Consider the following 13,813-nt stretch of genomic DNA (forward strand, 5'->3'; position numbering starts at 1 on the left):
GATGGTGAGTTCCTCGCAGAACGCGCCCAGCGCTCCGGCCGCCAGGGGCAGCCGGAGCGGGGCCTGTAGCCTGGAACTGCCTTATTCGGTGGACAGCAGGTCCATGGCGTGGCGATCCATCATGTCCAGCGCCTTGCCGCCGCCACGAGCCACGCAGGTCAGCGGGTCTTCGGCGACGATCACCGGCAGCCCGGTTTCCAGCGACAGCAGCTTGTCCAGATCGCGCAGCAGGGCGCCACCACCGGTCAGCACCAGGCCGCGCTCGGCGATGTCGGAGGCCAGTTCCGGCGGCGACTGCTCTAGGCAGCTCTTGACCGCCTGGACGATGGTCGCCAGGGATTCCTGCATGGCTTCGAGCACCTCGTTGGAATTGAGGGTGAAGCTGCGCGGTACGCCTTCGGCCAGGTTGCGGCCACGGACGTCGATCTCGCGGACCTCGCCGCCCGGATAGGCGGTGCCGATTTCCTGCTTGATGCGCTCGGCGGTGGATTCGCCGATCAGGCTGCCGTAGTTGCGACGCACGTAGGTGACGATGGCTTCGTCGAAGCGATCACCGCCGACGCGGACGGATTCGGCATAGACCACGCCGTTCAACGAGATCAGCGCGATCTCGGTGGTGCCGCCACCGATGTCGACGACCATGGAACCATGGGCTTCCTCGACCGGCAGACCGGCGCCGATGGCTGCGGCCATGGGCTCCTCGATCAGGAACACCTCGCGGGCACCGGCGCCCAGCGCGGATTCGCGAATGGCGCGACGCTCGACCTGGGTCGACTTGCAGGGCACACAGATCAGCACCCGCGGACTGGGCTGCAGGAAGCTGTTCTCGTGCACCTTGTTGATGAAGTATTGCAACATCTTTTCGCAGACGCTGAAGTCGGCGATGACACCGTCCTTCATCGGGCGAATGGCGGAAATGTTGCCCGGCGTCCGACCGAGCATGCGCTTGGCGTCAGTACCGACGGCGACGACGCTCTTCTGGTTGCCATGGGTACGAATGGCGACGACGGACGGCTCGTTGAGCACGATGCCACGCTCGCGGACATAAATCAGGGTGTTGGCGGTTCCCAGGTCGATCGACAGATCGCTGGAGAACATGCCACGCAATTTCTTGAACATGAGGTGACCCTAGGCGGTGACAAGCAGGCACGCGACAGGACAAACGTGCGGGTAAAAAAGTGCGGCAGACTCTAACAATCGCAGGGATTTAGGGCAAGGCGCCGATATGCTAGATTGAGAGCTTTTCCGGGCCGTTAAGCCCCTGTTCAACGCGGCGCCCGACCCGCCTAGCCCGTCTCCAGCATACGCGGCCGCCAACCGGGTCACGCCGCCTTCCTGCTTGGAGAAGCCGATGGCGCTCGAACGCACCGACGTCGAAAAGATCGCTCACCTGGCCCGCCTGGGTCTCGATGAAGCGGATCTCGCCGCTACCACCGCTACCCTCAACGACATCCTCGGCCTCGTCGACCAGATGCAGGCCGTGGACACCACGGGTATCGATCCCCTCGCCCACCCGCTGGAAGCCACCCAGCGGCTGCGCCCCGACCAGGCCACCGAAGGCGACCGGCGCGCGGCCTACCAGGCCATCGCCCCGGCGGTGGAAGCCGGCCTGTACCTGGTCCCCAAGGTGATCGAGTGAGACACGACATGCATCAGCTGACCCTGACCGAGATCGCCGCCGCCCTGGCCGCGAAGGATTTTTCCGCCGAGGAATTGACCCGCGGCCTGCTGCAGCGGATCGAGCAGCTCGATCCCCAGCTCAACAGCTTCATCACCGTGACCGCCGATGCGGCCCTGGCCCAGGCCCGCGCCGCCGACGCCCGCCGCGCCGCGGGCGAGACCGGCTCCCTGCTCGGTGCGCCCCTCGCCCACAAGGATCTGTTCTGCACTCAGGGGGTGCTCACCAGCTGCGGCTCGAAGATCCTCACCGGCTTCAAGGCGCCCTATGACGCCACCGTGGTGGAGCGGCTGGCCGCGGCCGGTACCGTTTCCCTCGGAAAGCTGAATATGGACGAATTCGCCATGGGTTCGGCCAACGAATCCAGCCACTACGGCCCGGTGAAGAATCCCTGGGACCTCACCCGCGTCCCGGGTGGCTCCTCCGGCGGTTCCGCCGCGGCCGTGGCCGCGCGCCTGCTGCCCGCTGCCACCGGCACCGACACCGGCGGCTCGATCCGCCAACCGGCGGCCCTGACCAACCTCACCGGCATCAAGCCCACCTATGGCCGCGTCTCGCGCTGGGGCATGATCGCCTACGCCTCCAGCCTCGACCAGGGCGGCCCCCTGGCCCGCACCGCCGAGGATTGCGCCCTGCTGCTGCAGGCCATGGCCGGCTTCGATCCCAAGGACTCCACCAGCGTCGACCAGCCGGTGGACGACTACCGCGCCGCCCTGCAGCAGCCGCTGACCGGCCTGCGCATCGGCCTGCCGCGGGAATACTTCGGCGCCGGGCTGGATGCCCGCATCGGTGACAAGGTGCTGGCCGTGGTCGAGGCGCTGAAAAAGCTCGGCGCCACCGTCAAGGACATCTCCCTGCCCACGCTGCAGCACGCGATTCCGGCCTACTACGTCATCGCCCCGGCCGAGGCCAGCTCCAACCTGTCGCGCTTCGACGGTGTGCGCTTCGGCTATCGCTGCGAGAACCCGGTCAACCTGGAGGATCTCTACAAGAGGTCCCGTGGTGAAGGCTTCGGCGCCGAGGTGAAGCGGCGCATCATGGTCGGCACCTATGCCCTGTCGGCCGGCTACTACGACGCCTACTACCTCAAGGCCCAGCGCATCCGCCGGCTGATCAAGAACGACTTCGTCGCGGCTTTCGCCGAGGTCGACGTCATCCTCGGCCCGACCACGCCGAACCTGGCCTGGAAACTCGGCGAGAAGAGCAACGATCCGGTCTCCGCCTACCTCGAAGACCTCTACACCATCGCCGCCAACCTCGCCGGCATCCCCGGCCTGTCGATGCCGGCCGGCTTCGTCGACGGCCTGCCGGTGGGCGTGCAGCTGCTCGGCAACTATTTCCAGGAAGGCCGGCTACTCAACGTCGCCCACCAGTACCAGCAGGTCAGCGACTGGCATCGCCAGGCGCCGAGCGGCTTCTGAGGAAGGATAGAGACATGCAATGGGAAACCGTGATCGGGCTTGAGATCCACGCTCAGCTCAGCACCCAATCGAAGATTTTCTCCGGCAGCGCCACCAGTTTCGGCGCCGAGCCCAACGCCCACGCCAGCCTGGTCGACCTCGGCATGCCCGGCACCCTGCCGGTGCTCAACGCCGAGGCCGTGCGCATGGCCTGCAAGTTCGGCCTGGCCATCGATGCCGAGATCGCCGAGCGCAACGTCTTCGCGCGCAAGAACTACTTCTACCCGGACCTGCCCAAGGGCTACCAGACCAGCCAGATGGATCATCCCATCGTTGGCAAGGGCCACCTGGACATCACCCTGGAAGATGGCACCGTCAAGCGCATCGGCATCACCCGAGCGCACTTGGAAGAAGACGCCGGCAAGAGCCTGCACGAAGACTTCCACGGCATGAGCGGCATCGACCTGAACCGCGCCGGTACGCCGCTCTTGGAGATCGTTTCCGAGCCGGACATCCGCAGCGCCAAGGAAGCCGTGGCCTATGTGAAAGCCATCCATGCCCTGGTGCGCTACCTGGGCATCTGCGACGGCAACATGGCCGAAGGCTCGCTGCGTTGCGACTGCAACGTCTCGGTGCGCCCCAAGGGTCAGGAAGCCTTCGGCACCCGTGCCGAGATCAAGAACGTCAACTCCTTCCGCTTCATCGAAAAGGCCATCAACCACGAGGTGCAGCGCCAGATCGAACTGATCGAGGACGGTGGCAAGGTGGTGCAGGAAACCCGCCTGTACGACCCCAACAAGGACGAGACCCGCTCCATGCGGAGCAAGGAAGAAGCCAACGACTACCGTTACTTCCCCTGTCCCGATCTCTTGCCGGTGGTGATCGAGCCGGCCTTCCTGGCCGAGGTGCGCAGCCAGCTGCCCGAGCTGCCGACCGAGAAGCGTGATCGCTTCCAGAACGAATACGGCCTGTCGGTCTATGACGCTAGCGTGCTGTCCGCCAGCCGTGAGTTGGCCGACTACTTCGAGGAGGTCCAGCGGGTGAGCGGCGATGCCAAGCTGGCCGCCAACTGGGTGATGGGCGACCTGTCCAGCCTGCTCAACAAGCAGGACCTGGAGATCGGCCAGGCACCGGTGAGCGCGGCCCAGCTGGGCGGCCTGATCCTGCGCATCAAGGACGACACCATCTCCGGCAAGATCGCCAAGATGGTGTTCGAAGCCCTGGCCGCCGGCGAAGGCGCCAGCGCCGATGCCATCATCGAAGCCAAGGGCCTCAAGCAGGTCACCGACAGCGGCGCCATCGAGGCCATGCTGGACGAGGTCCTGGCGGCCAACGCCGCCCAGGTCGAGCAATACCGCGCCAGCGACGAAGCCAAGCGCGGCAAGATGTTCGGCTTCTTCGTCGGCCAGGCGATGAAGGCTTCCAAGGGCAAGGCCAACCCCGGCCAGGTCAACCAGTTGCTCAAGCAGAAACTGGAAGGCTGACGGCAGTCGCACGGGGTTACGGACCTGGGCTGACAGTCTCGGTCCGCCCCCTTAAGCTGCTGCCGGTCGTTTTGCCAGGAGGCATCGAGATGCATCGGATCCACCGTGCCGGACTGCTGTCGCTGGTCCTGCTGTTCGCTGGTTGCGCCAGTCATGAGAGCTTCCCGCCACCGCTATCCTCCAGCGCGGCCCATGACTATCAGGACACCGGCATGGCGTCCTTCTACTCCAAGTGGCACGCCGGTCGCCGCACCGCCAGCGGCGAGAAGTACGATCCCAACGCCTTGACCGCGGCCCACCGCACCCTGCCCTTCGGCACCCGGGTCCAGGTCACCAATCTGGCCAACGGTCGCAGCGTAGTGGTCCGCATCAATGATCGCGGCCCGACGGTGCGTCGCCGGGTGATCGACCTGTCACGCAGTGCGGCCGATCGCCTCGACATGGTGGCCGATGGCACCTCCAAGGTCAGCATCCGCAGCCTGGACTGACCATTGCGCTAGGCTCGACAGGCCGGGTAGTCCGGCCACCGCGCGCTGCACGTCGAAGCGCCTCTTGGCATGGCGGAATCCTCACGGCTGCGCCGACCTGATTGCCTGGGCCAGGGCGGCACGCACAGGCGGCGTGGCAAGTGCCAGACACAACAGGGCCGCGCTCATGGCGGGATTCTCTGGCTGCACCTTGCACGTATGGGCAGGTGCCGCCCTACCCTTTCCAGGATCGGGGCGTGGTGGGTAATCCAGCGTGGCACCCACACCCTAACGCCCTCAAACCCCGCCGCACTCAGGTAAAGCGGACAAAAAAAGCCCGCGACCAAGAGACTGGACGCGGGTTGTGCAACAGGAAGAGAGGCCGTGAGGCCGCTCTTAGATAACCGTGGTTACTGCGGACCGAGCTTGTCCATCAGTGCCGCCAGTTGCTCGTATTCGTCCTGCTTGAGATCGGTCAGCGGGGTACGCACGGGACCGGCATCGTAGCCAGCGATCTTGGCGCCCGCCTTGACGATGCTGACGGCATAGCCGGCGCAACGGTTGCGGATTTCCAGGTACGGCAGGAAGAAGTCGTCGATCAGCTTGCCGACCGCCTCATGATCGTCACGGGCGATGGCTTCGTAGAATTGCACGGCGGTCTTGGGAACGAAGTTGAACACGGCCGAGGAATAGACCGGAACACCCAGCGCCTTGTAGGCGGCGGCATAGACTTCCGCGGTGGGCAGGCCACCCAGGTAGCTGAAGCGATCACCCAGGCGGCGGCGGATGGCGACCATCAGTTCGATGTCACCCAGACCGTCCTTGTAGCCGATCAGGTTCGGGCAACGCTCGGCCAGTTGCTCCAGATGGTGCGGCTGCAGGCGGCAGACGTTGCGGTTGTAGACCACCACACCGATCTTGACCGACTTGCAGACGGCTTCGACATGGGCGGCCACGCCGTCCTGACTGGCTTCGGTGAGGTAGTGCGGCAGCAGCAGCAGACCCTTGGCGCCCAGACGCTCGGCTTCCTGGGCATAGGCGATGGCCTGGCGGGTGGAGCCACCGACACCGGCGAGGATCGGTACGCTGCCCTGGCAAGTATCCACGGCGGTCTTGATGATGCCGCTGTATTCGCTGGCTTCCAGGGAAAAGAATTCACCGGTGCCACCGGCGGCGAACAGCGCGGTCGCGCCATAGGGGGCCAGCCACTCCAGGCGCTTGGCATAGGTGTCGGGACGGAAGTCGCCGTTGGCATCGAAGTCGGTCAGCGGGAAGGACAGCAGACCGGAAGAGAGGACGTGTTTGAGTTCTTGTGGAGTCATCTTGAGTGCCTCGGCATAGGTTGGACTAAGGTGCGGCAGGTCCGCCACCTGTTGTAAGTCATCGTACAACCTCTTTTATGGAAGGGGCAAGCCCCAACCAGAAAAATGCTCCTTAAGACGCTCCAGCCCTGTTTCAGACCTCTTCCGCCTGACGCTCCATTTCTTCGTGAGCGCGTCTCAGACGCTCTCGACTGTTGCTCAGGTGCAGCCGCATGGCGGCGCGAGCCGCTTCCAAGTTGCCGTCTTCGATGGCCTGGACGATGGCTTCGTGCTCCGCATCCAGACGACGCTGGTAGAGCTGCTGGTCATCGTGGGCGAGATAGGCGGAATTGAGGCGGGTCCGGGGAATCAGCACCGTGCCCAGGTAGCTCATGATGTCGCTGAAATAGCGATTGCCGGTCGAGCTGGCGATCAGCAGGTGCAGCTCCAGGTCGGCGCTCACCGCGCGATCAGGCTCTTCGACGCCGGTGCGCATGGCTTCCAGCAATGCCCACATGGCCTGCAGTTGCTCGGCCGAGCGGCGCTGGGCGGCCAGACCGGCGGCCTCGACCTCCAGGCTGATGCGCAATTCGAGCATCGCCAGCACGTCCTTGAGGGTGGTAATGGTGGCCGGATCGATCGGCAGCGGCGACTCGGGGCGCCGCTCCAGCACGAAGGTGCCGATGCCGTGGCGAGTCTCCACATAGCCACCGGCCTGCAGTCGGGAAATGGCCTCGCGCACCACGGTGCGGCTCACGCCCTGGGCCTGCATGATGGCCGACTCAGTGGGAAGCTTGTCGCCGGGCTGGAACTGGCCATCGCCGATCTGCTGAATCAGCACCCCGACGACCTCTTCTGCCAGGCTACGGGGTCTTTTTCGGGGGCGGGATACGGTGGGTGCTGACATGGATTTTCGTACCAATTGAAGTAACTCCGGAATCATAGCACCCACCTTCCCCAAAACGCCCGATTTAGACCGCTTAGTCCATATCAAGGCACTTCACCAACCGCTCTAGGACGCAGTTCTTGTCCCTCCAGCAGCAGGTGGCGGCGGTGGTAGGCGCGCAGACTCGGACGGTGGCCGACGCTGACCAGGGTAAGGCCGGGATTTTCGCTCAGCAGGCGTTCGTAAAGGGCGCGTTCGTCCGCTTCGCTCAATGCCGAGCTGGCTTCATCGAGGAATAGCCAGTCGGGGGCATAGAGCAGCGCCCGCGCCAGGGCCACGCGCTGCTGCTCGCCCGGCGACAGGGTGCGCTCCCAATGACGGGCTTCGCCCAGGTGCTCGCGCAGGTGATCTAGGCGGCATTGATGCAGCACCTCGGCCAGGCGCTCGTCGGAATAGGCATCCGCCGGCTGCGGATAGGCCAGGGCTTCACGCAGGGTGCCGATGGGCAGATAGGGTTGCTGCGGCAGGAACAGCTGACGCCCCGGCGGTACGGCGATACCGCCCTGCCCTTGCCGCCAGAGTCCGGCCAGGGCGCGCAGCAGGGTGCTCTTGCCGCTGCCCGAAGCGCCTTCGATCAGCAGGTGCTCACCACGGGCGATGCGCAGATCGGTGGGGTGCAGCAGCAACCGGCCGGCGGCACCCAGGGAAAGCCCTTCCAAAACCAGGTCGCTGTCACTGGCATGGGGCACCAGGATGTCGGTCTCCTGGCTGAACTCGGCCATGGTCTCGCGAAAGGTGAGCAGACGATCGGAGACGGCGCGCCAGCCGGCCAGGCTGACGTAGGCGTCGACGAACCAGCTGAGGCTTTCCTGGACATTGCCGAAGGCCGAGTTGATCTGCATCAGATCGCCCAGCTGGATCTTGCCGGAGAAGTAACGCGGCGCCGCCAGGACGAAGCCGGCGATGATGGCGATCTGGCTGTAGCCGGCCGTAAAGAAGGTCAGTCGCTTGGTGTAGTTCATCACCAGGTGGTAGTTGCCCCAGACATAGCCGAAGCGCTCCAGCAGACGCTGGTGCTCGTTGGCTTCACCGCGAAACAACGCCACGCTCTCGGCCTTTTCGCGGACGCGGATCAGGCCGAAGCGCAGGTCGGCTTCATAACGCTGCTGCTGGTTATAGAGGCCGATCAGCCGACGGCCGATGAGGTGGGTCAGCCAGGTACCGATGGTGGCGTAGATCAGCGCGGCCCAGAACATATAGGCCGGGATGGTGATGCCGAACAGGGTGATGTCGCCGGAGATGCCGAACAGGATGATGCTGAAGGACACCAGGCTGACCACGGTACGGATGAAGCCCAGGCCCAGACTCAGGGTGGTGTCGGCGAAGTCGCGGATGTCTTCGGTGAGGCGCTGGTCGGGGTTGTCGGCGCCGCCTTCGCGTTCCAGCTGGTAGTAGTTGCGATCGGACAGCCAGAGGCCGAAGTGCTTTTCGGTCAGCCAGCGCCGCCAGTTAATGGTCAGCGCCTGGGTCAGGTACAGCCGGTACACCGCCAGCAGGATGGCGGTGGTCGCCAGGCCGCAGAAGTACAGCATCAGCCGGATGAAGGCGGCCAGATCGCGATTCTGCAGGGCATCGTAGAAGTAGCGATACCAGGTGTTCAGGGCCACCGACAGACCGACCCCGGCCAGGGACAGGGCGATGACCACGGACAGCAGGAGCCAGGCCTTGCCCTTCTCTTCACTGCGCCAGTAGGGGGTGATCAGGGCCCAGACGCGGGCCAGGAAATGCCCACGGGAAGCCCCGTAGACGGAGGGCACGGGTACGGCGGATTCGGACATGCTCGGACTCTCAAGGACTGCTCAACGAGACGCCTGCACAGCCTATGCCGGAAAGCCTGAACGAATTCTGACTGAAACAATGTAACACTCATCGTCCATGGCCGGTGGACGATGAGGCTCGCTCAGCGGCGTACGGGGCGCTTCTGCAGCTTGCGCTGTAGGGTCCGGCGGTGCATGCCCAAGGCGCGGGCGGTCGCGGAGATGTTGCCTTCGTGCTCGGACAGTACCCGCTGGATGTGTTCCCACTGCAGGCGATCCACCGACATGGGATTGTCCGGTACCAGGGTGTCGAGATCGGCGTGCTGGGCGAGCAAGGCAGCCAGGACGTCGTCGGCATCGGCCGGCTTGCACAGGTAGTTGGTGGCGCCGCGCTTGATGGCTTCCACGGCGGTGGCGATGCTGGAATAGCCGGTCAGCAAGACCACGCGCATGTCCGGATGCAATTCCAGCAGCTTGGGCAGCAGCACCAGGCCCGAGTCGCCTTCCATCTTCAGGTCGACCACGGCGTAGTCCGGCAGGTCGTCCTTGGCCAGCTGCAGGCCTTCTTCGGCGCTGTCGGCGATGGACACGCGCAGGCCGCGACGGTCCATGGCGCGGGCCATCACCCGGGTAAAGGTAGGGTCGTCGTCGACCAGCAGGATATGGGGCTGGTCGTCGAAACCGCTGTTGAGGTCGTCAGTCATAGAATTCTCCAGGCATTCACGCCAGGGCGTAGTGCCGCGGCAGGCGCAATTCGGTCAGGGTGCCGCCTTCTTCGTGATTGTAGAGCTTCACCGTGCCACCGGCGCGGGTGACGCTGGCCTGGCTGAGGAACAGGCCCAGGCCGAAGCCCTTGCCCTTGGTGGTGAAGAAGGGCTTGCCCAGCTGCTCGGCGATGGCCAGAGGCACGCCGGCGCCATGGTCGCGGATCGACAGGCACAGCTCGCGAGCATCCCAGTGCAGACGGATGGCCAGGTTTTCCGGGCAGGCGTCGGCGGCATTGTTGAGTAGATTCAGCAGCGCCTGGGTAAGTTCGACCGGCGGCGTCAGCCGCGGCGGCGTGCCCAGACTCACCACCTCGAAACTGTAGCTGGCTTCCGGGCGCATCAGGTGCCAGCGATCCATGGTCGCCTCCAGCCACTCCACGGCGGTCTGTTCCTGCACCGTCTGCCGGCGGTCGGCCTCGGCGGCGCGCACCAGTTGCTGCAGGGTCTGCTTGCACTGGCCGACCTGCGCCTGCAACAGCTTGAGGTCCTCGCTCAGGGTCGGCTGATTGGCATGCTCCTGCTGCAATTCCTTGAGCAGCACGCTCATGGTGGACAGCGGCGTGCCCAGTTCATGGGCAGCGCCCGCGGCCTGGGTGGCCACCGCCAGCAGTTGCTGGTCGCGCATGGCTTGCTCGCGGCGCTGGGCCTGCAGATTTTCCTGCTCGCGCAGGGCAGTGGCCATCCTCGCGACGAACAGGGTGATGACGGCGGCGGACAGGGCGAAGCTCAGCCACATGCCGTAGCTGAGCACCGCACCGTCGTTGGCCACCAGCAGATGCAGCGGCTCGTAGGAGAGCAGCATCAGCGAGAAGACCACCAGGGTCAGGGCCGCCAGCACCAGGGTGTAGAGCCAGGGCAGCGTGGCCGCGGCGATGGTCAGGGGCACCAGGTAATAGGAGGCGAAGGGGTTGGTCGGACCTCCGGCGAAATACAACAGGGCGCTGTGGATGGCCAGGTCGCAGCCCAGGTGCGCGGCATATTCCTGCTCGGTGACCGGCCAGGGGCGGGTCAGCCGCAGGGCGGCGAACAGGCAGAGCACCGCGGAGACGCCCAGGGTGATGGCCAGGGCCGTCCAGGGCAGCTGGACGATGCCCGACAGCCGGGCGATGCCGACCGAGCCGGCCTGGGCGGCCAGCACCAGCACGCGGATAAGCACCAGGCGCCCGAGATTCTGGCGATTGGCGGACAACCATTGAACGGGCAAGGAGAACATGCGAGGTTCCAGGCGCAAGAAACGATCGAGACGGCAGCCCCTGGCGGGCCTGCCCGTCAGAGCAGACTCGCCATTATAGCGAGAGCCGTTCGCCCTCAGCCGCCGACGCGGCAAAGCGACGCACCAACCGGCGGGTCTGAGGTCACACCGCTGTCGTACCGCCAATCAGGAGAACACCATGACCCCTTCCCTACGCCCGCTCGCGCTGGGCGCCGCCCTGTTCAGTGCCCTGCTCGCCACCGGCGTCCAGGCCGACGAACCGCGCTACAACCAGATCAGCCTGAGGGCCGAGGTCAGTCGTGAAGTGCCGCGCGACCGCATGCAGGTCATGCTCTATACCGAAAGCCAGGGCCAGGATCCGGCGGCCCTGGCCAGCGACACCACCAAGACCCTCAACGCGGCTCTGGAACAGGCACGCAAGGTCAAAGGCGTGGATGTCTCCCTGGGCAATCGCAACACCTATCCGGTCTACGAAGATCAGGGCCGGGCGATCAACGCCTGGCGCGAGCGCGGTGAACTGCGCCTGGAAAGCGCCGACTTCGCCGCCCTGTCCAAGCTGACCGGCGAACTGCTGGGCAGCCTGAAGATGGGCAATCTGCAATTCACCATCGCCGATGGCACCCGCAAGCAGCAGGAGGACGCCCTGTTCAAGGACGCCGTGGCCGCCTTCAAGGCACGCGCCCAGTTGGCCACCGAAGCCCTGGGTGGCTCGGGCTATCGCATCGTCAATCTGGACCTGGGCACCAGCGGTGTTCCCCAACCGCTGCCGATGCTGCGCATGTCGGCGATGAAGGCCGCCAGTGATGCCGTGACCCCTGACGTCGCCCCGGGCACGACCACTGTCGAAGTGACGGCAGGCGGTACCATCGAAGTACAGATGCCCTGATCTAGTGCAGAAAAGTAACAATGCTGTCTCGGTGCGCACTTTTGGTGCGCACTGACTTCCTGCCGCGACACCTCGTCTTACATCTTTGCGACATCTGTTTTGTGTTTGGGTCACCTTGGGTCAATAGCTCGCCTGAGCTATGGACATGGGCATAAGCTGTGCATGTGGGCTCATTTGTCCACAAGACACCGGCATTCTGTTTCGCAACGCCACATCGTGTTGCGCCGTCCCCGACATGAGGTCTCCATGCACAAGAACGTACTCGCTGCCCTCTTCGCTTCCGGTCTGCTGGCCGGCGCACCCCTGGCCCAGGCGACCAACCTGGTGTTCTGCTCCGAAGGCAGCCCGGCCGGCTTCGATCCTGCGCAATACACCACCGGCACGGACTTCGATGCGTCGGCGGAAACCATCTTCAACAAGCTGACCCAGTTCGAGCGCGGCGGCACCCAGGTCAAGCCGGGTCTGGCGGAAAGCTGGGACATCAGCGAAGACGGCAAGGTCTACACCTTCCATCTGCGCAAGGGCGTGAAATTCCACACCACGGACTACTTCAAGCCGACCCGCGAGTTCAATGCCGATGACGTGCTGTTCACCTTCCAGCGCATGCTGGACAAGAACAATACGTTCCGTAAGGCCTACCCCACCGAATTCCCCTACTTCACCGACATGGGCCTCGACCAGAACATCGCCAAGGTGGAAAAGGTCGACGACCACACGGTGCGCATGACCCTCAACGAAGTGGATGCCGCCTTCCTGCAGAATCTGGCGATGCCCTTCCCGTCGATCCAGTCGGCCGAGTACGCTGACAAGCTGCTCAAGGCCGGCAAGGCGGCCGAGATCAACCAGAAGCCCATTGGCACTGGCCCCTTCGTGTTCAGCCGCTACCAGAAGGATGCGGTGATCCGCTACAAGGCCAACCCCGACTACTGGGACAAGGTCGATGGTCCCAAGGTGGACAACCTGATCTTCTCCATCAACACCGACGCCTCGGTACGGATGCAGAAGCTCAAGGCCGGCGAGTGCCAGATCACCGTCTATCCGCGTCCGGCGGACCTGGATGGCCTGAAGAAGGACCCGAATCTCAAGCTGCCGTCGCAGCCGGGCTTCAACCTCGGTTACATCTCCTACAACGTCGAGCATGGTGATCTGGCCAAGCTCAAGGTGCGCCAGGCACTGGATATGGCGGTCAACAAGCCGGCCATCATCAACGCCGTCTACCAGGGCGCTGGTCAGGTGGCCGTCAACAGCATGCCGCCGACCCAGTGGTCCTACGACAAATCCATCAAGGACGCACCCTACGATCCGGAAAAGGCCAAGGCCCTGCTCAAGGAAGCCGGCTTCAAGGAAGGCACCGAGCTCACCCTCTGGGCCATGCCGGTGCAGCGCCCCTACAACCCCAACGCCCGTTTGATGGCGGAGATCCTGCAGCAGGACTGGGCCAAGATCGGCGTCAAGACCAAGATCGTCAGCTACGAATGGGGCGAGTACATGAAGCGTTCCAAAACCGGTGAGCACGACATCATGCTGATCGGCTGGAGCGGCGACAACGGTGACCCGGACAACTGGCTGGCGACCCTTTTCGGCTGCAAAGCCATTGGCGGCAACAACTTCTCTCGCTGGTGCTACCAGCCGTTCGAGGACCTGGTGGTCAAGGCCAAGCGCGTGACCGACCAGGGCGAACGCACCAAGCTCTACGAGCAGGCCCAGCAGGTGCTCAAGCAGCAGGTGCCCATGACGCCCATCGCGCATTCCACGGTCTATATGCCGATGCGCAAGGAAGTCCAGGACTACAAGATCAGCCCCTTCGGGTTGAACGAGTTCTACGGCGTCAGCGTCAGCAAGTGAAGCCGCTTGGCCAGGGTTGGGAGCTAGACTCCCAGCCTTGGCCGTTCATTTGACTGATGGAGTGAGACC

The 13,813-nt window shown here is 64.5% G+C and carries 12 protein-coding genes; 6 read left to right on the top strand and 6 right to left on the bottom strand.

All coding sequences use genetic code 11. From position 1 onward, the window contains the following. Positions 1 to 81: 81 nt before the first annotated feature. A complete protein-coding gene (gene mreB, locus C722_RS0120900) occupies positions 82 to 1,119 on the bottom strand; it encodes a rod shape-determining protein MreB (RefSeq protein ID WP_007159533.1) in 1,038 nt (345 codons plus the stop codon). Positions 1,120 to 1,351: 232 nt separating this feature from the next. Here mreB and gatC point away from each other — a divergent pair, with 232 nt between their 5' ends. The 4 genes from gatC (at position 1,352) to C722_RS0120920 (ending at position 5,050) form a co-directional block, all read left to right on the top strand. Next, positions 1,352 to 1,639 (top strand): Asp-tRNA(Asn)/Glu-tRNA(Gln) amidotransferase subunit GatC, encoded by a 288-nt coding sequence (gatC, locus tag C722_RS0120905; protein ID WP_017642385.1) that lies wholly within the window; start codon positions 1,352 to 1,354, stop codon positions 1,637 to 1,639. 8 nt (positions 1,640 to 1,647) lie between these two features. After that, positions 1,648 to 3,099, top strand: coding sequence for an Asp-tRNA(Asn)/Glu-tRNA(Gln) amidotransferase subunit GatA (gene gatA, locus C722_RS0120910; protein WP_017642386.1), 1,452 nt, complete (start codon positions 1,648 to 1,650; stop codon positions 3,097 to 3,099). A gap of 14 nt (positions 3,100 to 3,113) precedes the next feature. After that, complete coding sequence (gene gatB, locus C722_RS0120915; protein ID WP_017642387.1) at positions 3,114 to 4,562, top strand: Asp-tRNA(Asn)/Glu-tRNA(Gln) amidotransferase subunit GatB; 1,449 nt, start codon at positions 3,114 to 3,116, stop codon at positions 4,560 to 4,562. 89 nt (positions 4,563 to 4,651) lie between these two features. Next, positions 4,652 to 5,050: a septal ring lytic transglycosylase RlpA family protein gene (locus C722_RS0120920; RefSeq protein WP_017642388.1), complete on the top strand. Its 399-nt coding sequence runs from the start codon at positions 4,652 to 4,654 to the stop codon at positions 5,048 to 5,050. 389 nt (positions 5,051 to 5,439) lie between these two features. On the opposite strand, the gene kdgD is transcribed toward C722_RS0120920, so the two are convergent. The 5 genes from kdgD to C722_RS0120945 form a co-directional block, all read right to left on the bottom strand. Next, a complete protein-coding gene (gene kdgD, locus C722_RS0120925; protein ID WP_017642389.1) occupies positions 5,440 to 6,351 on the bottom strand; it encodes a 5-dehydro-4-deoxyglucarate dehydratase in 912 nt (303 codons plus the stop codon). A gap of 133 nt (positions 6,352 to 6,484) precedes the next feature. Continuing rightward, positions 6,485 to 7,237: a FadR/GntR family transcriptional regulator gene (locus tag C722_RS0120930; RefSeq protein ID WP_026083998.1), complete on the bottom strand. Its 753-nt coding sequence runs from the start codon at positions 7,235 to 7,237 to the stop codon at positions 6,485 to 6,487. Between the two features lie 83 nt (positions 7,238 to 7,320). After that, entirely contained in the window at positions 7,321 to 9,054 is a 1,734-nt protein-coding gene (locus C722_RS0120935) for an ABC transporter ATP-binding protein/permease (protein WP_017642391.1), read from the bottom strand. A gap of 122 nt (positions 9,055 to 9,176) precedes the next feature. Beyond that, positions 9,177 to 9,737 (bottom strand): response regulator transcription factor, encoded by a 561-nt coding sequence (locus C722_RS0120940; RefSeq protein WP_017642392.1) that lies wholly within the window; start codon positions 9,735 to 9,737, stop codon positions 9,177 to 9,179. A 16-nt stretch (positions 9,738 to 9,753) separates the two neighbouring features. Beyond that, positions 9,754 to 11,013: an ATP-binding protein gene (locus tag C722_RS0120945; RefSeq protein ID WP_017642393.1), complete on the bottom strand. Its 1,260-nt coding sequence runs from the start codon at positions 11,011 to 11,013 to the stop codon at positions 9,754 to 9,756. A 178-nt stretch (positions 11,014 to 11,191) separates the two neighbouring features. On the opposite strand from C722_RS0120945, the gene C722_RS0120950 reads away from it, so the two are divergent. Beyond that, positions 11,192 to 11,899, top strand: a complete 708-nt coding sequence (locus tag C722_RS0120950) for an SIMPL domain-containing protein (RefSeq protein ID WP_017642394.1) — start codon at positions 11,192 to 11,194, stop codon at positions 11,897 to 11,899. A 246-nt stretch (positions 11,900 to 12,145) separates the two neighbouring features. Next, entirely contained in the window at positions 12,146 to 13,744 is a 1,599-nt protein-coding gene (locus C722_RS0120955) for an ABC transporter substrate-binding protein (RefSeq protein ID WP_017642395.1), read from the top strand. The last annotated feature ends 69 nt before the right edge of the window (positions 13,745 to 13,813 follow it).

This window comes from Pseudomonas sp. 313, assembly GCF_000316965.1.
GTDB lineage: Bacteria > Pseudomonadota > Gammaproteobacteria > Pseudomonadales > Pseudomonadaceae > Chryseomonas > Chryseomonas benzopyrenica.

Excerpts from the sequence above, each read along its gene's own strand:
- mreB (WP_007159533.1), bottom strand. The coding sequence starts at position 1,119 with ATGTTCAAGAAATTGCGTGGCATGTTCTCCAGCGATCTGTCGATCGAC.
- gatC (WP_017642385.1), top strand. The coding sequence starts at position 1,352 with ATGGCGCTCGAACGCACCGACGTCGAAAAGATCGCTCACCTGGCCCGC.
- gatA (WP_017642386.1), top strand. The coding sequence starts at position 1,648 with ATGCATCAGCTGACCCTGACCGAGATCGCCGCCGCCCTGGCCGCGAAG.
- gatB (WP_017642387.1), top strand. The coding sequence starts at position 3,114 with ATGCAATGGGAAACCGTGATCGGGCTTGAGATCCACGCTCAGCTCAGC.
- C722_RS0120920 (WP_017642388.1), top strand. The coding sequence starts at position 4,652 with ATGCATCGGATCCACCGTGCCGGACTGCTGTCGCTGGTCCTGCTGTTC.
- kdgD (WP_017642389.1), bottom strand. The coding sequence starts at position 6,351 with ATGACTCCACAAGAACTCAAACACGTCCTCTCTTCCGGTCTGCTGTCC.
- C722_RS0120930 (WP_026083998.1), bottom strand. The coding sequence starts at position 7,237 with ATGTCAGCACCCACCGTATCCCGCCCCCGAAAAAGACCCCGTAGCCTG.
- C722_RS0120935 (WP_017642391.1), bottom strand. The coding sequence starts at position 9,054 with ATGTCCGAATCCGCCGTACCCGTGCCCTCCGTCTACGGGGCTTCCCGT.
- C722_RS0120940 (WP_017642392.1), bottom strand. The coding sequence starts at position 9,737 with ATGACTGACGACCTCAACAGCGGTTTCGACGACCAGCCCCATATCCTG.
- C722_RS0120945 (WP_017642393.1), bottom strand. The coding sequence starts at position 11,013 with ATGTTCTCCTTGCCCGTTCAATGGTTGTCCGCCAATCGCCAGAATCTC.
- C722_RS0120950 (WP_017642394.1), top strand. The coding sequence starts at position 11,192 with ATGACCCCTTCCCTACGCCCGCTCGCGCTGGGCGCCGCCCTGTTCAGT.
- C722_RS0120955 (WP_017642395.1), top strand. The coding sequence starts at position 12,146 with ATGCACAAGAACGTACTCGCTGCCCTCTTCGCTTCCGGTCTGCTGGCC.